A 20,415-nucleotide genomic window follows, 5' to 3' on the forward strand; every position below is an offset into this window, starting at 1 on the left:
GCATGGACAGGGACCGCAGGGCGGATGACGCGGCCGACCATTTGATACGGCTCCTTGAGACGCTCGAATGCGACTGCGACGGGTGCGGCGGAACGGGCAGGACGCTGAACGCGCAATGGCGGGAATGGCAGCAGCGCGGCACGGAACTGGTCGCCGTGGCCCATGCCGCGCGCCGCGCGCACGAACTCCGCCCCGCCCAGGTGACCGGCATCGTCCCGGACGGGATCGGCGGCGAGCCCGCCATCTTCGCCGTGGTGGAGCGTGCCATCGCCGACCACATGCGGGCCCGTCCCGCCGAACCCGAGGAGACCGCCTGCGAGGCGTGCGGGGGCACCGGCAGGCAGCTCACCCACGCCGGTCACCTCTTCACCGACCTCCTGGCCCGCCACGGTTTCGTCCGCAAGCGGTGAGGGGAGCCGATGGCATCGATCCCGCCGAGGACCGTCCCTACTTCGTGTCGCCGGCCCGCAGCCAGTCGGCGAACCGGACGCCGCCGATGACCGCGCCATCGGCCGGAACCAGGCTCGCCTCCTGGAGCCTCGCGCCGAAGTACCGGGCCTCCGGGTCGGCGGTCACCGTGCGGCCGTCGTCGCGGGCCTGGAGGAACCGGCGGATCATCTCCTCGAAGGTGAAGCGGTCCGGGCCCGCCACCTCGGTGATGGCCCCGGTGGGCGGGTCGAGGGCCGCCCGCGTCACCGCGTCGGCGACGTCGTCGGCCGCGATCGGCTGGATCAGTGCGGCCGGCACGCGGACGGTGCCCCCGTCGGTGGCCGCGTCGGCGATGGCGCCGGCGAACTCGAAGAACTGGGTCGCGTGAACGATCGAGTAGGGAATCGCGGAACCGGCGATGAGGTCCTCCTGCGCCACCTTCGCCCGGAAATAGCCGCTGTCCGGCAGCCGGTCCGTCCCCACGACCGAGAGCGCGACATGGTGCCCCACGCCCGCCCCGGCCTCCGCCGCCAGCACGTTGCGGCTGGACGTGGTGAAGAACTCCATCACGGCCGCGTCCTCGAACGACGGCGAGTTCGACACGTCGACGACCACCGGCGCACCCTTGAGCGCGTCCGCGAGCCCCTCCCCGGTGATGGTGTTCACGCCGGTCTTGGGCGTGGCGACGACCGCCTCATGCCCCTGCTCGCCCAGCCTGGCGACGACCTTGCTGCCGATAAGCCCGCTGCCACCGATGACCACGATCTTCATTGCCGCACCTCCACGATGCTCCCGGCTGGTCCCGCCGTGAGAAGCCGCGCGTCCAGACCCCCCGGCAAGACGGCCCCCGAATCTATGCCAACTGATTTGCCCAAGGAAGCCGCTCCGAACCTGTAACAGCACGAAGAGCCACCCGCCGTATCTGACGACCGGCCGATGACGACGAGGGGGGCGCCGTCATGGCGCCGCGCGCATACTCGGGGGCCGTGGATTTCCGGTGAAAACCTTCGTGGCCGAGGCCAGGAGTCGCTTCGAGGAAGCCTTGGACGGGTTGAATTTCGACGGTCCCGAGGTCGTTGACGAGAAGCGCACGCCGCCGTTGGTGATGACCGATGGCGACTTGAGCAGCCAAGACAAGGTGGGCATAAACACAGCTCATACCGGCCATCAGATGCGACGCGCCCTCGGCCGGCACGCCCAGGCCGCGTCCGAGGAACTCCACCGGTATCGCCGAACGCGGCAGGCGCGAGGACATACGCAAGGCGAGTAGACGGGCGGCCCGGCGGGGTCCGGGGCGCGACCGCGAGGGGCGCGACGACCGTTTCCGGCCATTCCCGGCTGCACGTAACGCCTGCTCACCGCCCTGCACAATGCGCCGAACGGTCGTTGGAACGGTTTTTGTCAACGAGCCGCTATTGACGATCGATGATCGATGATCAAGGTAGCCGAAGGGCCTTCCGCCTAGAAATGTAAGTTGATCGAAAAGTTGAAAATCATTGATTGACACTACTTAACGATAGAGGTTAGCCTTCCCTTAGATTCCGGGTCTATTGCCATTGATGGCGTCCGTTCAATCCAGACATCAGGTGCCGCCCCTTCGACCGCCGAAGGAGTTGCGGCGCCTACTTCCGAGCAGAGGTATCGCATGCGTAAAGGGATCGCCATTTCTGCCGCCGCCGCCGCGCTCGCCATGACCGCGGCGTCCGTCAGCCCCGCCGCCGCGGACGAGGAGTTTCTCGGACGCGGCCCCGACGGTGTCACCATCGAGGTCGCGACAATCAACGGCTCCGGGTGTCCGATCGGCACCGCCGCGATCGCCCTGAATGAGACCAACGACGCGTTCACGGTCACTTACAGCGAGTACATCGCCCAGGTGGGTGGCAATTCCAAGCCCACCGACTCCCGTAAGAACTGCCAGATCAACATGAGGGTGCACGTCCCACAGGGCTTCACCTACGCCGTCGCGGCGACGGACTACCGCGGCTACGCCAACTTGAAGACCGGCGCGAACGCCGCCCAGACCGCCAGTTACTACTTCCAAGGCGATCCCCGCACCCGGCGGTACACCTATCCCGTAAAGGGCCCGTTCAGCAACAGCTGGCAGAACACCGACGTCGTGGACGTGTCCCAGCTCGTATGGTCACCGTGCGGCGAGCAGCGGAACTTCAACATCAACACCGACCTGCGAATTGAGACGACGGACGAGTCCAAGGTCAGCTTCATCGGCATGGACTCCACCGACGGCAGCATCAAGACGACCTACCACTACTCCTGGAAGCGCTGCCAGTAAGCACCTCTCCACCCTTGCCCTGACCACCCGACACGGCTGACTTCTGCAAGGGCGGACGACCGTCCACCACCTCGCATGAAAGAAGCGCCCGGACGCTGATCCGCTCCGACCGGGCCATGCCCCCTACGGGAAGGGCACGGCCCGGTCCCGCTCTGCGGATCCGGTGCAGAGATGCACCCATGCGACCGGGGCCGTGACAGATTCCGCACTTCTCCCAAGCCAATGGCTGGCGTTTTTCCGCCGCGATGACGATCACCTTCGCACCCTGCCGTGCACTGCAGCGCCGCGGAACCCTCCTGGTGGCCGGTCGGGGTAGGACCAGTTGCCCCGACGCGCGGCCCGGCCCTCGGTGAGGCGTCTTGAGATACAGCAAGGCCCAGGACGAGGAACCTGGTTCCTGCCCGGGCCTATCCCGTGGGCCGACTTGAGCGCGGGTCAGGGGCCGGTCCGTATGAACGGACTGCGCACCGATCAGTTTCCTCCGCTCGACTGGTCTAGTCTTCCGAGACCGACTGACCGGAAGGCATGGCGCTATGCGCAAACTGATCTACGGCATGAACCTGTCCCTGGACGGCTACGTTTCCGGGCCCGGTGACGACCTCGGCTGGAGCGCGCCGAGCGATGAGCTGTTCCAGTTTTGGCTCGATCAGGAGCGGATGATCAGCCTGTTTCTGTACGGGCGCCGACTGTGGGAGACCATGAGCGCCCACTGGCCGACCGGCGACCAGCAGCCGGACGCCACCCCGGCGCAGATCGAGTTCGCGCGGAACTGGCGGGACACGCCGAAGGTGGTGTTCTCCTCAACGATCGACAAGGTCGACTGGAACGCTCGCCTGGTCGCCGGCGACGCGGTCGCCGAGATCACCCGGCTCAAGGCCGGGGACGGCGGGCCGATGAGGGTCGGTGGCGCGACGCTCGCCGGGGCGGTCATGCGTGCCGGGCTGATCGACGAGTACGAGATCGTCACCCATCCGGTCCTCGTGGGCAGCGGCAGACCGTTCTTCACCGCGCTGGAAAGCTGGGTGAACCTGAACCTGGTGGAGACGCGGACGTTCCCCGGCGGCGTGGTCTTGACCAGGTACGAGACGAGCTGACGTGCGCCAGAGCACCGAAGCTCCCACCTCAGACCTCTCCGGCTTCCGGCGCACCTGGAACAAGGTTCGCGCGGGACAAGGGCACGCCGAAACCATCGGGCGTGCGACGGGCACGGAAGCGGAAACGATCTTGAGAAACAGGAAGGCCCAGGACGGGGAACATGGTTCCTGCCTGGGCCTTTGGGGTGGGAGCGGGCGACGGGAATCGAACCCGCGTAGCCAGTTTGGAAGACTGGGGCTCTACCATTGAGCTACGCCCGCGAGCGGATGAGGGCGTCAGGCCCTCGATCGCCATCCCGTAGCGTACAGGGTCCCGGGGGCGGACGTGTCAGGCCGGGTTGCGCGGAGCGGGGCTGATCGGGACTAGACTTCTCGCGTCATCGTGTACGGCGGTGGCGTGCGGGCTGTAGCGCAGTTTGGTAGCGCACCGGCTTTGGGTGCCGGGGGTCGTGGGTTCAAATCCCGCCAGCCCGACCGGATCGTCAAGGCCGGGCCGGCGGGAGATCGTCAGCCGAGGACGCCGGTGGCCAGGAGCGCCCGGGCGTCGGTGGCCGCCGTGCGGATCGCCTTCGGCAGGTTCTCGGGGTTGCGGCCGCCCGCGTTCGCGATGGTGCCCCTGCCGCCCGCGCCGCCGCCGACCTCGCGCGCCGCGGAGGTCAGGAGGTCGCGGGCCTGGACGCCCGGGCCCGCCGCCGCCACCAGCGCGGCCTTGCCCGCGGACTCCGTGCCGAGGACGACGATGCCCCGGGGCCCGCGGCGGGTGACGATCGTCGTGGCGACGGTGCGGAGGTCCGCGCTGGTCAGGTCGGGGACGATCTGCGCCACCAGCCAGCCGCCGGGCAGCGGTTCGGCCTGGGATGCCAGGCGTTCCGCGTGCGCGTCCAGCTCGGCCCGGTGCATGGTTTCCAGGGCGCGCTGGGTCTCGGCGAGTGTTTCCAGGCGTTGCCGGAGGCGGTCGGGAGCCTGATCGGGACGGGTGTGCAGGAGATCCGCGAGCTCGTGCAGGATGTCGCGCTGGTGGTCGTAGTGGCGCAGGGCGTCCGCGCCGGTGAGCGCCTCGATGCGGCGCAGGCCGGTGCCGATGGACGACTCGCCGACGATGTGGACGGGCCCCGCCTGGGAGCCGTGGCCGACGTGGGTGCCGCCGCACAGTTCGCGGGACGCGTCGCCGATGTCCACGATGCGGACGTCGTCGCCGTACTTCTCGCCGAACAGCGCGAACGCCCCCGCCGCCTCCGCATCGGCGCGGGACGCCTCCCAGACCCGGACGCCGGGATCGTCGAGCAGGTAGTCGTTGACCAGGCTTTGGACGGGTGCGGTGTCGACGGGGGAGAAGTGTGCGAAGTCGAAGCGCAGGCGTCCCGGCTCGACGCGTGAGCCGCGCTGGGCCGCGTGATCGCCGAGGAGGCGGCGCAGCATCGCGTGGAGGACGTGGGTCGCGCTGTGCGATCGTGCGGTGGCCGCCCGGCGGTCCGCGTCGACGGTCGCCTCGGCCTCGTCGCCCGGACGCACCTCGCCGTCCAGGACGCGGACGGCGTGGACGTGCAATCCGTCCAGACCCAGCCGGGTATCGAGGACCTGCAGCGTCGCGCCGGAAGTGCGCACGGTGCCCGTGTCGCCGACCTGGCCGCCCGACTCCGCGTAGAACGGAGTGCGCGCCAGGATCAGCTCGATCTCCTCGCCCTGACCCGCGGAGCGCATACGACCGGCGGCGCCGATGAGGGAAAGGATGGTTGTTTCCGCTCTTGTCGCGGAGTAGCCGACGAACGTGCTGGGGCCGTGTTCCGCGATGATGCGCCGGTAGGTGTCCTGGCGGGCGACCGCGTCGCCCTTGCGGCCCTGGCCCGCCCTTTTCGCCTGGCGGCGCTGGGCTTCGAGGAGTTCCGCGAATTCGTTCTCGTCGACCGTGAGGCCCGCCGAGCGCGCGGCGTCGATGGTCAGGTCGATCGGGAAGCCATAGGTGTCGTGCAGCTCGAATGCGGTGCGTCCGGGAATGGTGGTCGCCGCGCGGCGGATCGCCGATTCGAGGATCTGGGAGCCCTGGCGCAGGGTGCGTTCAAAGCCCTCTTCCTCGGCGGTGACGACCTCCCGGATCAGGTCGGACTGCCGCGTCAGTTCCGGCCATGTTCCGCCGAGGTTCCCGATGACGCTGGACGTCAGCGCCGGCAGGCTCAGATCGTCGATGCCGAGTTTGCGCGCGTGGCGGATGGCGCGGCGCATCAGGCGGCGCAGCACGTAGCCCCTGCCGTCGCGCGCCGGCATGACGCCGTCGGCGATGAGGAACGCGATCGACCGCGAGTGCTCCGCGACGATGCGGATGGACGTGGAATCGTCGCTTCCGTCGCGTCCCGGGTACCGGCGGCCCGCCATTTCCTGGACGAGCCGGAACGTCGGCGCGAGCAGATCCGTCTCGCAGACCGTGTCGACGTCCTGCAGAATCGCCGCGAGACGGTCGAGGCCGAGACCGGTGTCGATGTTCCTCGCGGGCAGCTCGCCGATAATGGGATACCCGCCCTTACCAGATCCTTCGCCGCGGATGTTCTGCATGAAGACGAGATTCCACAGTTCCTGGTAGCGCTCGCCGTCCACGGCCGGTCCGCCTTCACGTCCGAAGGACGGGCCCCGGTCGTAGTGGAGTTCGGAGGACGGTCCGCATGGGCCGGGCACGCCCATCGACCAGTAGTTGTCCTCCATGCCGAGGCGCTGGATCCGTTCCGAGGGAACGCCGACCCGGCGCCAGAGCCGTTCGGCTTCGTCGTCGTCCAGGTACACGGTGACCCAGATGCGTTCCGGGTCGAGGTTGTAGTGGCGGGTGAAAAGCTCCCACGCCCAGGAGATCGCCTCCGCCTTGAAGTAGTCACCGAAGGAGAAGTTGCCGAGCATTTCGAAGAACGTCGAGTGCCGCGTGGTGCGGCCCACGTTCTCGATGTCGGACGTCCGCGCGCATTTCTGCACGGACATCAGCCGGGAGTGTCCCGGTGCCGTCTCGCCGAGGAAGTACGGCTTGAACTGGTTCATGCCCGCGTTCGTCAGCAGAAGCGTGGGATCTGCTGGTATGAGCGGGCTGGACGGCACGACGCTATGGTCGCGCTTCTGGAAGAAGTCCAGGAAAGTCGAACGAATGTCAGTCGAGCGCATGGGACGGCCTCACGAGGTAGATGGGATGACGGCGCACACCGCCGAGCCGGGCCGGGCACGACTGCTCGTTCCCCAGCTCGGCGCGGCTAGCTCGCCGTCCCACCTCGTGAAGGTCCATCAGCACCAAGCTACCTCGCCGCGACAAGCGGGGGCACACGGATTTCCCGCCGCGCCAGGCCGCGAACGGACTCAGGACGTCTTTTTCAGCGCGTCGATCTCAGCGGCGCGAGCGTCGTAGTCGGCCCGCGCGGCGTCGATCTGGTCGAGGTGGGACTCGGCCCAGTTGACGAGGGCCTGGGCCGCGTCCATCAGCGTCGCGCCCAGGGGAGTGAGCGAATAGTCGACGCGCGGCGGCATCACCGGATACACGGTCCGGGTGACGATTCCGTCGCGTTCCAGGCCGCGCAGCGTGACCGTGAGCATGCGCTGGCTGATGCCCTCGATCTCGCGCTTGAGCTCGGTGAACCGCTTGGTGCGCTCACCGAGCAGCGCGATGACCTGCAGCGACCATTTGTCGCCGACCCGGTCGAGGATCTCGCGGGCCCGGCAACTCGCCGAGTGCGGGTGCAATCCCATGGTTCTCTCCAGGTGCCCAAGGCAGAAAAAAGTGCCTTCTTGTGCCGACTCCGAGGGTGTCCGCACCATGGAGGCGGTTCCCGATCGGAACCGCCTTACCATTCATAACCCTAGGAGACACGATGACGACCGAGCTTGTCGAGATCCCCGGCTACATCGCGGGCACCTGGGCCATCGACCCCGTCCACTCCGGCGTGGGCTTCACGATCAGGCATCTGATGGTCAGCAAGGTCCGCGGCCGGTTCGGGACGTTCGAGGGGACCGTCGTCACCGGCGACGACCCCCTCGACTCCACGGTGACCGCGTCCATCGACCTGGCCTCGATCGACACCGGGAACGCGCAGCGGGACGAGCACGTCAGGTCCGCGGACTTCCTGGACGTCGCCACCCACCCGACCATGACCTACCGCTCTACCGGCGTCCGCCGCGACGGCGATGCCTTCGTCCTGGACGGCGAGCTGACCCTGCACGGGACGACCAGGCCGGTCCCGCTCAAGCTGGAGGTCGAAGGCTTCGGCCCCGACCCGTTCCGGGAGGACGACCCGTTCAAGGGCGCCCGCGCCGGGTTCACCGCGACCGGCGAGGTCAACCGGCTGGAGTTCGGTGTCGGCGACCGCGCCACGGTCCCGGGCGGCGCGCTGGGGCTGGGGGAGAAGGTCCAGATCGTCCTGGAGATCCAGGCGGTGCTGCGGACCGGCTGAGCCCTCCGTTCACCTTCCGTTCCCCGGGGTGAGTGATCATTCGTCATGGGGTGGAAACGGGCCGGACTCCCCGCGATCGTGGGGGGCCGGGACGTGACGGAGGGCGGAGGACCGGATGCCGGACGAGAGGTCCACCGGCGCGGCGCGACCCTCGCCGGAGAGCGCGGCGGTGGCCCCCCGGCGGGCCCGGCTGGCGGCGCCGTGGATCGTTGGCGGCCTCACCGCGGTCATCACGGCGGTGACGACGTCCCTGGACGCGCTGGACCTCGCCGCCCCCGTCCAGGTCGTCGTCACCGGCGGCATCGCCCTCCTGGCCGGGATCGCGGCGTGGGGGACGCAGCAGAGCGGGCCCGGCGACCGCCCCGCCGACCGGGGCGAGGTCGAGCAGGGCGTCACGCCGGCGCAGCTCCCGCCCGTGATCGCGCACTTCACCGGACGGGACGGATCGCTCGCCGAGCTGCGCCGCGCCGCCGCCGACGGGACGGGCTCCCCGGCGTCGCCGCTGGTCGTGTCGCTGCACGGCCCGGCCGGGGTCGGCAAGTCGTCGCTGGCCGCCCGGTTCGCGCACGAGATCGCCGCCGGCCATCCCGACGGCTGCCTGTACTTCGACCTGCGCGGCACGGCCGACGCGCGGGTCGCCCCCGAGGAGGTGCTGATCGGGTTCCTGCAGGCGCTGGGCGTCCGGCTGTCCACCGACCCCGGCGGCCTGCCGGAGCTGCAGAAGCTGTGGTGGACGTGGACGAAGGGCCGCCGGATCCTCGTCCTGCTCGACAACGCCCGCGACGCCGACCAGGTGCGGGCGCTGCTGCCGCCCGTCGGGGGCTGCGCCGTGATCGTGACGTCGCGGCAGCCGCTGCACCTGCGCAACACCTACGACCGGCGGCTGCGCGAGTTCACCGACGAGAGCGCGGTGGAGCTGCTCGGCAGGCTCGCCGGGCGGGAGCGGATCGCCCTCGACCCGGTGGCGGCGGCCGAGATCGCCGAGCTGTGCGGGTACCTGCCGCTCGCGATCGGCATCTGCGGCGGCCGCCTCGCCGCCCGCGAGTCGTGGACGCCGCGCGCGATGGCCGACCGGCTCCAGGACGAGCGCCGCCGCCGGCTGGACGAGCTGGAGACCGCCCGCGACATCGACACCAGTGTCCGGGCGAGCCTGGCGCTCAGCTACGACGACTGCAGCCGCACGCAGCGCCGCCTGCTGCGCACCCTGGCCATGCTCGACGCGCCCGACGTGCAGGCGTGGGCGGCGGGCGCGCTGCTCGGCGTGTCCGACCTGGAGGGCGACGACCAGCTGGAGGCCCTGGTGGACGCCCAGCTCGTCGAGTGCTCAGGGACGGACGCGACCGGACGGATGCGGTACCGGCTGCACGACCTCGTCCGCCTGTACGGGCTGGAGCGGACGGAGGTGGAGGACGCGGAGAACGAACGGGACGCGGCCCTGGAACGCGTCCTGGACGGCTACCGGGAACGAGCCGAACGTGTGGCCGCGAGCCGCTGGCCCCAGGACTGGCACCGGCGGGCGGGTGAGGCGCCCGTCTCCGAGTACTCGGCGCCCGATTGGCTGACGAGCGAACGTCCCGCTCTTCTCGCACTGCTCGCTCAAGGCGCGGAACACGAAATGTGGAATCTGGTGTGGCGCCTTGGCCGGGCCACGTGCTCGCTGTTCCATTCGCTGCGCGTGTTCTGGCCGGAGTGGCGGGCGGCGGCCGAACTGACCTACACGGTCGCCACCCACATGAACGACGACCAGGCCGTGGGGATCGCCCTGCTCGAACGGTCGTCCGTGCAGGGCAACCAGGGCTTCATGGAGAGCGCGTACAACGACGCCTCGGAAGCCCTCCGCATCTTCACCGGCGGCAGGGAGCTGTGGTGGCGCGCCCGCGCCCTCCGCGCCGCAGGCATGTGCCTGCGGGACGCCGGCAACCTCGACGAGGGCCAGGACTACCTCATCGAGGCGATCGAGGCGTTCACCGACGAGGGCGACGCGTGGTGGCGGGCCAGGACGCAGCGCAACCTGGCGGAGCTGCGGCTCGCCCAGCGCCGCTACGAGGAGGCCCGCGGCCTGCTCGAACAGGCCCTGCGGGTCTTCCAGCGCAACGGGAACCGGTACTCGGAGGCGCAGACGCTCCGCGCGCTCGGGGAGGTCCTGGCGGCCGAGGCGCGGGCGCTCCGGGCGTCCGGCGACAGCGCGGCCGCCGATGTGAAGCACAGCCTGGCGGCGCCGACGCTGGAGCGGGCGATCGAGGCGTTCCGGCTGCGCGGCGAGCAGTGGGAGGCGGCCCGCTGCCTGCGCGCCGCGGGGGAGACCGGCGACCCGCGCAACGGGCTGCGGGAGCTGAGGTTCGTCCGCGAGTCCGCGCGGACCCTGGAGACGCTCGGCGACACGTGGGGCCTCGCCCGCACCCGCATCTCCGAGGGGCGCGCCCTCGGCCGGCTGGGCCGGCACGACGAGGCGGCCGAGGCGCTGCGCCGCGCGGTGGACGCGTTCGACGAGCTCGGCGACCGCTGGTGGCAGGCCCGGAGCCGCCGCACCCTCGCCGAGGTGCTCCTGGACGCGGGCCGCCGCGAACCGGCCGCCGTCCCCGCCCGCGAGGCCCTCGACCTGTACCGCAGCCTGGGCAACGCGTCCGGCGAGGCCCGCGCCCGCGCCGTCCTCGCCCGCACCGAGACCTGACCCGGAGCCCGGGCCTGGTCCTCACGAGAACGAAGGCCGCCATGGCGGGACGGCGGCGGCGAACGGCCTCCCACGAGAACGATAAGGGCCCTTTCCCGGCGGCGGGGAGCGCCGAGAAAGGGCCGGGCCCTGACCGGGGTCCGGTCAGAGGCGGGCCCCTGACCGGCGTCCGGTTGGTCAGGGGCCCGATGTCTCGGCTGCCTAAGGGGCTGGGAGGACCCCCTCTGCGAACAGCTCAGCCGAGACCGCTATCGGATGGCGTTGATGAGCTCGCCATTGGCGGTGTCGCCGCTGAGCTCCCAGAAGAACGCGCCACCGAGTCCTTCCGAGCCGGCCCAGCTCGACTTGCTGCCGATCGTGGCAGGCGTGTCGTAGCTCCACCACTGGTTACCGCAGTGGGCGTAGGCAGTCCCGGCGATGGTGCCGTTCGAGGGGCATCGTCCCTTGATGTCCTTGTAGTCCTCGATGCCCTGCTCGTACTTGCCGGGTGCGGGTCCGGTGGCCGTGCCGCCGGGCTCCTTCTGCGTGACGCCCGTCCAGCCGCGGCCGTAGAAGCCGAGCCCCATCAGGAGCTTGCTGCCGGGGATGCCCATCGACTTCAGCTTGGCGATGGTGTCCGAGGTGTTGAAGCCCTCGTGCGGGATGCCCGGGTAGGACGTGAGCGGCGAGTGCGGCGCCGTCGGTCCCTGCGCGTCCCATGCCCCGAAGTAGTCGTAGGTCATGGGCAGGTACCAGTCGACGTACTGCGACGCGCCCTTGTAGTCGGCCACGTCCATCTTGCCGCCCGCGCTGGCGTCCGCGGTGATCGCGGCCGTCACGAGGTTCGACCCGAACTTCGACCGCACCGCGCTCATGAGGTTCTTGAACGAGGCCGCGCCGCTGGTGTCGCAGGTGAGACCGCAGGCGTTCGGGTACTCCCAGTCGATGTCGATGCCGTCGAACACGTCCGCCCAGCGCGGGTCCTCGACCAGGTTGTAGCAGGACTCGGCGAAGGCCGCCGGGTTCGCCGCGGCCTGGCCGAAGCCGCCGGACCAGGTCCAGCCGCCGAACGACCAAAGCACCTTGAGGTTCGGGTACTTCTTCTTCAGCTTGCGGAGCTGGTTGAAGTTGCCGCGCAGGGGCTGGTCCCACGTGTCGGCGACGCCGTCGACGCTCTGGTCCGCGCCGTACGCCTTCTCGTAGTCGGCGTACCCGTCGCCGATGGTGCACCGGCCGCCCTGGACGTTGCCGAAGGCGTAGTTGATGTGGGTCAGCTTGCGGGCGGAGCCACTCGTGTCAATGTTCTTGACGTGGTAGTTCCGCTGGTAGACGCCCCAGTTGACGAAGTAGCCGATGACCTTGCCGGCCGTGCCGTTGCTCCCTTCGTCGGTGGTGACCTGGAGGGGAGCGGAAGCGGGGGAGCTCTTCCCTGAGGCGTCGTTCGCCTTGACCGTGAACGTGTAGGCGGTCTTCGGCGTGAGACCCGTGATGTTGGCGCCGGTCTCGCTCCCGGAGGCGACCTTGGTGGTGCCCTGGAAGACGTCGTAGCCGGTGACGCCCACGTCGTCGGTGGACGCGTCCCACGCGATCCCGACGGTGGTGGCCGACTTGCTGACGAGGCGGAGGCCCGCGGGGGTGGTGGGAGCCTCGAGGTCCTCTTCGCCGGTGCCGCCGCCGTCGCAGGCCGCACCGTTGATCTTGCAGCCGGTGAAGAAACCGGGCCCGGTTCCGTTGAACCCGAAGCTCACCGTGGTGTTGGCCGCGAGGGTGTTGCTCCACGTCGGGTTGGTGAAGGTGTAGTGGTTACCGGAAACGGTTTTGGTGGCGTTCCAAACCGACGTCACGCTCGTCCCGGATGGCAGGTCACCCTCGACCTTCCAGCCGTTCAAGGGGGCAGTGGTCCCGTTCGTGATCGTGCACGTGCCGCCAAAGCCGGTGCCCCAGTCCTGGGTCTTCTTACACTCGGCGGTGACCGTCCCGGCCGACGACGCCGGAGGCGCCGCCACCAGGGCGGTGGAGACCGCCAGGATTGCCGCGCCGGCGAGCGCGATCGCCCGCCGTCCGCCCGGTCTTGACATGATTCTCCGTTCGTTCGGCCCCCGAGCAAACAGGAATCCCCGCTCAATTCTTAGGAAACTTTCCTAAGAATTGGGTGGATCGTAACCGGGTGGAACGGTGCGTTCAAGGGCCTCCCGGCAGGGAGGACGCATCGGCGCAGGTGGTCTAAGCGGCTGCCTGGGCACGTACGGGTACAAACCGCCGAAGAAATTTCAGGCCGAGCCGAACCAGCCGGGGACGTCGAGCCGCCACGGGTCCTCCGGCGTGACCCGGCGGAGATCGTGCTCCAGGGCGCGGACGCGGTCGGCGCCGAGCCGCCCGGCCCAGTCGTCCCGGATCCGGTCGAAGATCCGCGCGGAGCGGGCCAGGAAGTCGACGCCGCGCGCGGTCAGCCGGACGAGCTTGCGCCGGGCGTCGGACGGGTCCGCGGCGCGCTCGACGTACCCGGCGCGCTCCAGCGACTCGACCATCTTGCCCGCGGCCTGCTTGGACACCCCGAGCCGCCGGCCGAGCTCCACCGCGGTCGTGCCGTGGGGCCCGATGGCCTGGAAGACGAAGCCGTGCATCGGGCGCAGCGAGGGATGCCCCTGCTCGGCCAGCTCGGCGTGCACCTCGTCGACGATCACGCGGAAGGCGAGGAACAGCCGCAGCGGCAGCTCGTAGCCGGGAGCGTCGGCGGGGCCATCGGCGGGTTTGTCACTTGACATGAAAGACAACCTCGTTGACTATAAGGACAACCACATTGTCTAACTTAGGGGATCGGGGCTCATGACGCTCATCCGCGACGCCGAAAGCCGCCGCACCGGCACGCCGAACGGCACCATGACCACCTTCGCGACGCCCACCCAGGGCGGCACGGAGGGCATCGCGCTCTGGCGCGTCGACTGGGCTCCCGGCAGGACCGGGCCGCTGCACGCCTTCGACACCGAGCAGATCTGGACGTTCCTGACCGGCACCGCCACCATCGACCTGGACGGCCGCGAGCTGGAGGCGGGCCCCGGCGACACCGTCGTCCTGCCCGCCGACGTCCCGCGCCAGATGACCGCGCGGCCGGACGCCGGGTTCACCGCCGTCGTCGCCGCCCACGCCGGCTGCCTCGCCTACGACCCGGACGCCGTCGTGGACGACACTAAATGCGACATCGCCCCTCAAGGCGACGAGCGGCTCGTCCCGCCCTGGGCGAGATAGCCGGCTCAAGCGCCCAGGTAGGCGAGGACCGCGAGGACGCGCCGGTTGTCGTCCTCGGACTGCGGGAGCCCGAGCTTGGCGAAGATGCTGTTCGTGTGCTTGCTGATCGCCTTCTCGGTGACGAACAGCTTCCCGGCGATCGCGGCGTTCGACCGGCCCTCCGCCATCAGCCCGAGCACCTCGCGCTCGCGAGGGGTCAGCTGCTGCAGCGGCTCCTCGCGGGCGTGCCGGGTCAGCAGCTGCGCCACCACGTCCGGGTCGAGCGCGGTGCCGCCGGCCGCGACCCGGCGCACCGCCTCCACGAACACCTTGACGTCCGACACGCGGTCCTTCAGCAGGTAGCCGATGCCGCCCGTGCTGTCGGACAGCAGCTCCCGCGCGTAGAGCTGCTCGACGTGCTGCGACAGCACCAGCACCGGCAGCCCCGGGATCTCGCGGCGCGCCTCCAGCGCGGCCCGCAGCCCCTCGTCGGTGAACGTCGGCGGGAGCCGCACGTCGACGACCGCCACGTCCGGACGGTGCGTGGTCAGCGCCCGCTGCAGCGACGGCCCGTTGTCGACGGCCTCGACGACCTCGAAGCCGAACGCGCCGAGCAGGCGGATCAGCCCGTCTCTGAGGAGGGCGAGATCTTCGGCGATGACAACGCGCACGGCAGCTCCATGGTCACGACGGTCGGCCCGCCGGGCGGGCTCGTCACCGCCATGGTCCCATCGAAGGCGGCCAGCCTGCGCTCGATCCCGCGCATCCCGGACCCGCGCGCGGGGTCGGCCCCGCCCGTCCCGTCGTCACCGACGATCATGAGCAGCCGGTCGTCCGAATGCTCGATCTGCAGCCATGCCCGCCGCGCGCCCGAGTGCTTGACGACGTTCGCGAGCATCTCCGCGACCGCGAAGTACGCCGCCGACTCGACCGGCGCGTCGGCACGTCCGGGCAGGTCGGACTGGACGTCGACGGGCAGCGGCAGGCCCAGCGCCAGCGCCCGGACGGCCCCGTCCAGCCCCCGCTCGGCCAGGACCGGCGGATGGATCCCCCGCACCAGGTCCCGGAGCTCGGTCAGCGCCGTCCCGCTGGCGGCGCGGGCCTCGGCGAGGAGCTGCGCCGCGGTCTCCGGGTCGTGCTTCATCATCTCCTCGGCGAGCCCGATGTTCATGCTCAGCGCGACGAGGCGGGCCTGGGCGCCGTCGTGCAGGTCCCGCTCGATGCGGCGCAGCTCGGCGGCCGACGCGTCCACCGTCTCCGAGCGGGTCTCCGTCAGCCGCTGGACGCGCTCGGTCAGCGCCGCCCGCGTCGGCGCGAGCAGCGCCTGGCAGAACAGCGCGTGCGCCTTCAGGAAGAACGGCCCCACCGGGACCGACACCGCCACCAGCACCGCGCCGAGGACGACGGACCCGATGATTCCGAGCAGCCCGTAGTCGTCCAGCGGCCAGAACGGGCCCCACCCGTACCCGGTGACCTGCCCGAGCCACGGCGCGACGGCGACGCCCTCCAGCCCGTAGAGGCTCAGCAGCCCGCCGAGGATCCCGAGGACGAGCGCGACGGGCACGTTCAGGAACGTCCACAGCAGGTCGCGCCACGTCGCCGGGTCGGAGAACAGCCACTTCAGCCGCCCGAACGGCCCGAGCCCGCCCGGCGGCTCCGGCCGGTACGGGACGGCGATCTCCACGCCCCACCATTCGGCCGCCCACACGCGCTGCTGGTTGGCGAGCCCCCGGATCGCCTGGATCACCACGGGCGTGAGCACGACCCCGACGCCCAGCGGGATGAACGCGATCGACAGCACCGCAAGGATGAACAGCGGCAGGTTCGCCACGTACGCCACCACGATCTGCACGACCCCGCGGACGAGGTTGGTGAAGGCACGCCGCCCGTACACTCCGAGACGCGGCCCTATGACCAGTTCGCGGTCGCTCACCCGTACCTCCACGGCTGCTTTGCCCGGTAGATCCCGGCCATGCCTCCATTGTGGTCGACCGCCGTCCGCGGCTCTGTGGTGTTAGGCCCCCTCTCACCGGCGCCGGAGGTGGACTTAGACCTACCCTGCCTTCGTGCGACACGTGTTCCTGGACCCGGACGGCGGCCAGCGCGACTGGCTGTACCTCGTCCCCCTGTGCGGCACGGGCGGGTCGAGCGGACGGGACGGCCTGCTCGAACTCCGTGAGATCTTTGAGAAGGCCAGGCGGGGGCCGGCCGCGCCGGCGGCGAGCTCCCCGCCGATCTGCTCGATCGCGTCCGGTCGGCGGTCGGCGTGATCCACTATTGGACGTCCGGCCGGACGAGCGAACGGGTCCCGGACGGACCCGGGGTCCTCCTGTGGGACAACTCAGACTGAAAGCGAAAAACGAGCTGTGACAGCGACCATGAGCCAGACGTCCGCCGGGCATGACGGCCCGCCGCCCATCACCCAGCGCATCGCCGAGGAGATCGGCGTCGGCGAGGGGCAGGTCCGGGTCGCGGTGGAACTCCTCGATGGCGGGGCGACCGTCCCGTTCATCGCCCGCTACCGCAAGGAGGCGACCGGAACGCTCGACGACGCGCAGCTCCGCGCCCTGGAGGAGCGGCTGCGCTACCTCCGCGAGCTGGACGAGCGCCGCGCCGCGATCCTGGAGTCGATCGAGTCGCAGGGCAAGCTCACCGGCGAGCTGCGGTCCCAGATCATGGCGGCCGACTCCAAGGCGCGGCTCGAGGACATCTACCTGCCGTACAAGCCGAAGCGGCGCACCAAGGCGCAGATCGCCCGCGAGGCCGGCCTCGAACCCCTCGCCGAACTGCTGCTGGACGACCCGTCGAACGACCCGCAGACCGCCGCCGCCGGCTACGTGGACGAGGAGAAGGGCGTCACCGACGCGGCCGCGGCCCTGGAGGGCGCCCGCGCCATCCTCGTCGAGCGCTTCGCCGAGGACGCCGACCTCATCGGCGCGCTGCGCGAGCGCATGTGGAACCGGGGCCGGGTGGTCTCGCGCGTCCGGGAGGGCAAGGAGGAGTCGGGCGCGAAGTTCTCCGACTACTTCGAGTTCGCCGAGCCGTTCGCGAAGCTGCCCTCCCACCGCGTCCTCGCGCTGTTCCGCGGCGAGAAGGAAGAGGTCCTGGACCTGGACCTGGAACCGGAGGACGCACCGGAGCCGGGGGAGCGCAGCTCCTACGAGGCGGAGATCGCCCGCCGGTTCCAGATCGCAGACCAGGGCCGTCCGGCCGACAGGTGGCTGGCCGAGGTGGTCCGCTGGGCGTGGCGCACCCGGATCCTCGTGCACCTCGGCATCGACCAGCGCACGCGGCTCCGCCAGGAGGCCGAGGACGAGGCCGTCCGCGTCTTCGCCGCGAACCTGCGCGACCTGCTGCTCGCCGCGCCCGCCGGGAGCCGCTCGACCATGGGCCTCGACCCGGGCCTGCGCACCGGCGTCAAGGTCGCCGTCGTGGACGACACCGGCAAGGTCGTCGCCACCGACACGATCTACCCCCACGAGCCGCGCCGGAAGTGGGACGAGTCGATCGAGACCCTCGCCCGCCTGGCCCGCGAGCACAAGGTGGACCTCGTCTCCATCGGCAACGGGACCGCGTCCCGGGAGACCGACAAGCTCGCCGCCGACCTGATCGCCCGGCACCCCGACCTCAAGCTCACCAAGATCATGGTGTCGGAGGCGGGCGCGTCGGTGTACTCGGCGTCGGAGTACGCGGGACGCGAGCTGCCCGGCATGGACGTGTCGCTGCGCGGCGCCGTCTCCATCGCCCGCCGCCTCCAGGACCCGCTCGCCGAGCTCGTCAAGATCGACCCGAAGTCGATCGGCGTCGGCCAGTACCAGCACGACGTGTCCGAGGTGAAGTTGTCCCGATCGCTGGACGCCGTCGTCGAGGACTGCGTGAACGCCGTCGGCGTCGACGTGAACACCGCGTCCGCGCCGCTGCTCACCCGCGTGTCCGGCATCGGCGAGGGGCTCGCGGAGAACATCGTCGCGCACCGCGACGCCAACGGCCCGTTCCGCAGCCGCGGCGGGCTGAAGGACGTCCCGCGGCTCGGCCCGAAGGCGTTCGAGCAGTGCGCCGGGTTCCTCCGCATCCCCGGTGGCGACGACCCGCTCGACGCGTCCAGCGTGCACCCGGAGGCGTACCCGGTCGTCCGCCGGATCATCGACGCGGCGGGCAACGACATCAAGGGCCTCATCGGCAACACCGCCGCGCTGCGCTCGCTGAGGCCCGCCGACTTCGTCGACGACACGTTCGGGCTGCCGACCGTCACCGACATCCTCGCCGAGCTGGAGAAGCCCGGCCGCGACCCGCGCCCGGCGTTCAAGACCGCGACGTTCAAGGAGGGCGTCGACAAGCTCGGAGACCTCGAACCCGGCATGATCCTGGAGGGCGTCGTCACCAACGTCGCCGCGTTCGGCGCGTTCGTGGACGTCGGCGTCCACCAGGACGGGCTCGTCCACATCTCCGCGATGTCCGACAAGTTCGTCTCCGACCCGCGCGAGGTCGTCAAGCCCGGCGACATCGTCCGCGTGAAGGTCCTGGACGTCGACCTGCAGCGCAAGCGCATCTCGCTGACCCTCCGCCTGGACGACGAGCCCGGCCGCGACCAGCAGGGCGGCGGGCGGCAGCGGGGCGGCGAGCGGCGCGACGGCGGGCGCCAGAGCCGCGGCGGCGGCCAGCGCCCGCGCGGCGACGGCCGAGGCCAAGGCGGTCAAGGCGGTCAAGGCGGTCAGAGCGGCCGAGGCGGCCAGGGCGCCCAGGGCGCCCAGGGCGGTCAAGGCGGTCAGGGCGGCCGCGGCGGCCAAGGTGGCGCCGGCCAAGGTGGCGCCCGAGACGGCGGCCGCGGCGGGCAGAGCCGCGGCGGTCAGGACGGCGGCGGCGGAGGCGCCATGGCCGACGCCCTCCGCCGGGCCGGCCTCGACAAGGGCCTCCCCGGCAACGACCGGAAGGACCGCAAGAGGCGCTAGTCGGTGAACCCGCGCCAGCGGCCGTCCGACCCGGTCTCCGTGGGAGCGGGATTCCGCGGACGGACCGGGCGGCGCGGCGGCGTCCGCTCCGGACGGTCGTAAGGCCCCTGGCCGAGCAGGTCCTGCGCGTGCGGGGAGCGCTGCGGCGGCACCGGCGCGGCATGCGGCACCCCTTGCTCGGCGTGCCCGCGCCGCACCCCGCCGACCGCGCGCTCCCCACCCGGGCGGTCCCCGGGCAGGGGGTTCCGGAACGGGTCCCGCGTGGACGTGGACGACGCGTCCCCGTAGGCCGCATCCCGCTGCTCGTCCTCGATGGGCCGGTGCCGCGGGAACTGCAGGACGGCGATCATCCCGAGCGCCAGCGCGCCCAGCCGCATCCCCGAGTGCGCCCAGTCCTGCGGCCACCGCTCCGCGTAAAGGAACGTTCCCATCGTCAGCAGATACGTCTTGGCCGCCACCGTCATCACGGTCGACACGATCGAGACCCGGCAGCGCTGGAACGCCATGACCATGATCCCGAACCCGATCGCCGCCGAGAACACCGTCAGGTACGGCCACGGGGTCAGGGCGATCTCCGGGCGGGCGGCGTCCGCGTGGTCGCTCCACCCCTTGATCGCCAGCTCCGCCGTCCCGACCGGGAAGCCCGAGCTCAGCCCGTAGGCGATGCCGGTGACCGGCCGGGCGTGCCGCCCGTCCGGCCTATAGTCGCCGAGGACGAGGATCAGCACCGGCACCGCGACCGCCGGGCCCGCCACCACCGCGATCTTCCACAGCGGCGTGTCCGCCGAGCCGATCGGCTCGTCCCCGCTGAGCGAGGCGGTGAGCAGCAGGATCGCGCCGCCGATCAGCAGCAGGCTCAGCCACTCGCGCGCCGTGAGCCGCTCGCCGAAGAACACCAGCGCGATCAGCAGCAGCGGGACCATGCCGGACATGAAGATCGGCACCGCCGTGGACAGCGGCAGCCCGCTCAGCGCCATGATCTGCAGGCCGAGCCCGCCGAGCACGAACGCGAGCGCGATCAGGAAGATCCAGTTGCTGACGATCGTCCAGGTCATGTGCAGGATGCGGTTGCCCCGGAGCGGGGCCATCCGGTCCGCCGCAATCTTGAAGAAGGCGAACCCGAGGTAGTAGAGACCGGTCGCACTGAAGGCCGCGGCTATCCCGTTCATCCCGGACGAGTATGGGGGTTCTGGTGCTGGATGTCACTGCCTGTGCCGAATCGCTAACGCTGATTCGCGGGTCCGGAGGGCGGCCGATGTCCGCAGCCGGCGCCGCTACCCCATAGACTTGGCCGCGCGAAGGCGCGGAGCCGTGTTCGGCGTGCCCGCGCCGCTGAGAGACTGACCGGCCGTAGGGACGGCAC

General features: G+C 70.8%; 18 protein-coding genes and 2 tRNA genes. 10 read left to right on the plus strand and 10 right to left on the minus strand.

Annotated elements, in window-relative coordinates; genetic code table 11:
- The first annotated feature begins 2 nt into the window (after positions 1 to 2).
- The gene (locus ETD83_RS08820) at positions 3 to 410 is read left to right on the plus strand and encodes a hypothetical protein (protein WP_138644575.1); all 408 of its coding nucleotides are present in this window, start codon (positions 3 to 5) and stop codon (positions 408 to 410) included.
- A gap of 37 nt (positions 411 to 447) precedes the next feature.
- Here ETD83_RS08820 and ETD83_RS08825 read toward each other — a convergent pair whose 3' ends face one another.
- Complete coding sequence (locus ETD83_RS08825) at positions 448 to 1,200, minus strand: SDR family oxidoreductase (RefSeq protein ID WP_138644576.1); 753 nt, start codon at positions 1,198 to 1,200, stop codon at positions 448 to 450.
- A gap of 226 nt (positions 1,201 to 1,426) precedes the next feature.
- Between ETD83_RS08825 and ETD83_RS08830 the strand changes: the two genes are divergently transcribed.
- From ETD83_RS08830 to ETD83_RS08840, 3 genes are all read left to right on the plus strand, one after another.
- Positions 1,427 to 1,699: a hypothetical protein gene (locus ETD83_RS08830; RefSeq protein ID WP_138644577.1), complete on the plus strand. Its 273-nt coding sequence runs from the start codon at positions 1,427 to 1,429 to the stop codon at positions 1,697 to 1,699.
- Between the two features lie 375 nt (positions 1,700 to 2,074).
- Positions 2,075 to 2,719, plus strand: a complete 645-nt coding sequence (locus ETD83_RS08835; RefSeq protein ID WP_138644578.1) for a DUF4360 domain-containing protein — start codon at positions 2,075 to 2,077, stop codon at positions 2,717 to 2,719.
- Positions 2,720 to 3,252: 533 nt separating this feature from the next.
- A complete protein-coding gene (locus tag ETD83_RS08840; RefSeq protein WP_138644579.1) occupies positions 3,253 to 3,813 on the plus strand; it encodes a dihydrofolate reductase family protein in 561 nt (186 codons plus the stop codon).
- A 190-nt stretch (positions 3,814 to 4,003) separates the two neighbouring features.
- Here ETD83_RS08840 and ETD83_RS08845 read toward each other — a convergent pair.
- Positions 4,004 to 4,074: transfer RNA gene (locus ETD83_RS08845), tRNA-Gly, on the minus strand.
- Between the two features lie 139 nt (positions 4,075 to 4,213).
- Between ETD83_RS08845 and ETD83_RS08850 the strand changes: the two genes are divergently transcribed.
- Positions 4,214 to 4,287: transfer RNA gene (locus ETD83_RS08850), tRNA-Pro, on the plus strand.
- Between the two features lie 33 nt (positions 4,288 to 4,320).
- On the opposite strand, the gene alaS is transcribed toward ETD83_RS08850, so the two are convergent.
- From alaS to ETD83_RS08860, 3 genes are all read right to left on the minus strand, one after another.
- Positions 4,321 to 6,951 (minus strand): alanine--tRNA ligase, encoded by a 2,631-nt coding sequence (alaS, locus tag ETD83_RS08855; RefSeq protein WP_138644580.1) that lies wholly within the window; start codon positions 6,949 to 6,951, stop codon positions 4,321 to 4,323.
- Positions 6,938 to 7,069 (minus strand): hypothetical protein, encoded by a 132-nt coding sequence (locus tag ETD83_RS45280; protein ID WP_268920430.1) that lies wholly within the window; start codon positions 7,067 to 7,069, stop codon positions 6,938 to 6,940. Before ETD83_RS45280 ends, alaS begins: the two co-directional genes overlap by 14 nt.
- Positions 7,070 to 7,140: 71 nt before the next feature.
- Positions 7,141 to 7,527, minus strand: coding sequence for a winged helix-turn-helix transcriptional regulator (locus ETD83_RS08860; protein ID WP_138644581.1), 387 nt, complete (start codon positions 7,525 to 7,527; stop codon positions 7,141 to 7,143).
- A 122-nt stretch (positions 7,528 to 7,649) separates the two neighbouring features.
- Here ETD83_RS08860 and ETD83_RS08865 point away from each other — a divergent pair, with 122 nt between their 5' ends.
- Together ETD83_RS08865 and ETD83_RS08870 are read left to right on the plus strand one after the other, a co-directional pair.
- Entirely contained in the window at positions 7,650 to 8,228 is a 579-nt protein-coding gene (locus tag ETD83_RS08865; protein ID WP_138644582.1) for a YceI family protein, read from the plus strand.
- A 115-nt stretch (positions 8,229 to 8,343) separates the two neighbouring features.
- The gene (locus ETD83_RS08870; RefSeq protein ID WP_138644583.1) at positions 8,344 to 10,899 is read left to right on the plus strand and encodes an ATP-binding protein; all 2,556 of its coding nucleotides are present in this window, start codon (positions 8,344 to 8,346) and stop codon (positions 10,897 to 10,899) included.
- Between the two features lie 248 nt (positions 10,900 to 11,147).
- Here the strand turns inward: ETD83_RS08870 and ETD83_RS08875 are convergent, their stop codons facing one another.
- Positions 11,148 to 12,956 carry a glycosyl hydrolase family 18 protein gene (locus tag ETD83_RS08875; RefSeq protein WP_138644584.1) on the minus strand — a complete coding sequence of 603 codons (1,809 nt, stop codon included), beginning with the start codon at positions 12,954 to 12,956 and terminating at the stop codon, positions 11,148 to 11,150.
- A 192-nt stretch (positions 12,957 to 13,148) separates the two neighbouring features.
- Positions 13,149 to 13,643, minus strand: a complete 495-nt coding sequence (locus ETD83_RS08880; RefSeq protein WP_138644585.1) for a MarR family winged helix-turn-helix transcriptional regulator — start codon at positions 13,641 to 13,643, stop codon at positions 13,149 to 13,151.
- Between the two features lie 61 nt (positions 13,644 to 13,704).
- On the opposite strand from ETD83_RS08880, the gene ETD83_RS08885 reads away from it, so the two are divergent.
- A complete protein-coding gene (locus tag ETD83_RS08885; RefSeq protein WP_138644586.1) occupies positions 13,705 to 14,124 on the plus strand; it encodes a cupin domain-containing protein in 420 nt (139 codons plus the stop codon).
- A gap of 5 nt (positions 14,125 to 14,129) precedes the next feature.
- Here the strand turns inward: ETD83_RS08885 and ETD83_RS08890 are convergent, their stop codons facing one another.
- Positions 14,130 to 14,774, minus strand: a complete 645-nt coding sequence (locus ETD83_RS08890) for a LuxR C-terminal-related transcriptional regulator (RefSeq protein ID WP_138644587.1) — start codon at positions 14,772 to 14,774, stop codon at positions 14,130 to 14,132.
- Complete coding sequence (locus ETD83_RS08895; RefSeq protein ID WP_230420770.1) at positions 14,726 to 16,036, minus strand: sensor histidine kinase; 1,311 nt, start codon at positions 16,034 to 16,036, stop codon at positions 14,726 to 14,728. Before ETD83_RS08895 ends, ETD83_RS08890 begins: the two co-directional genes overlap by 49 nt.
- A 133-nt stretch (positions 16,037 to 16,169) precedes the next feature.
- On the opposite strand from ETD83_RS08895, the gene ETD83_RS08900 reads away from it, so the two are divergent.
- A complete protein-coding gene (locus ETD83_RS08900; protein ID WP_138644588.1) occupies positions 16,170 to 16,373 on the plus strand; it encodes a hypothetical protein in 204 nt (67 codons plus the stop codon).
- A 108-nt stretch (positions 16,374 to 16,481) separates the two neighbouring features.
- Entirely contained in the window at positions 16,482 to 19,052 is a 2,571-nt protein-coding gene (locus tag ETD83_RS08905) for a Tex family protein (RefSeq protein ID WP_138644589.1), read from the plus strand.
- On the opposite strand, the gene ETD83_RS08910 is transcribed toward ETD83_RS08905, so the two are convergent.
- Entirely contained in the window at positions 19,049 to 20,221 is a 1,173-nt protein-coding gene (locus tag ETD83_RS08910) for a hypothetical protein (RefSeq protein ID WP_205717563.1), read from the minus strand. The two genes, ETD83_RS08905 and ETD83_RS08910, sit on opposite strands and share 4 nt — an antisense overlap.
- Positions 20,222 to 20,415 lie beyond the last annotated feature (194 nt).

The organism is Actinomadura soli, from assembly GCF_005889715.1.
GTDB classification, from domain to species: domain Bacteria; phylum Actinomycetota; class Actinomycetes; order Streptosporangiales; family Streptosporangiaceae; genus Spirillospora; species Spirillospora soli.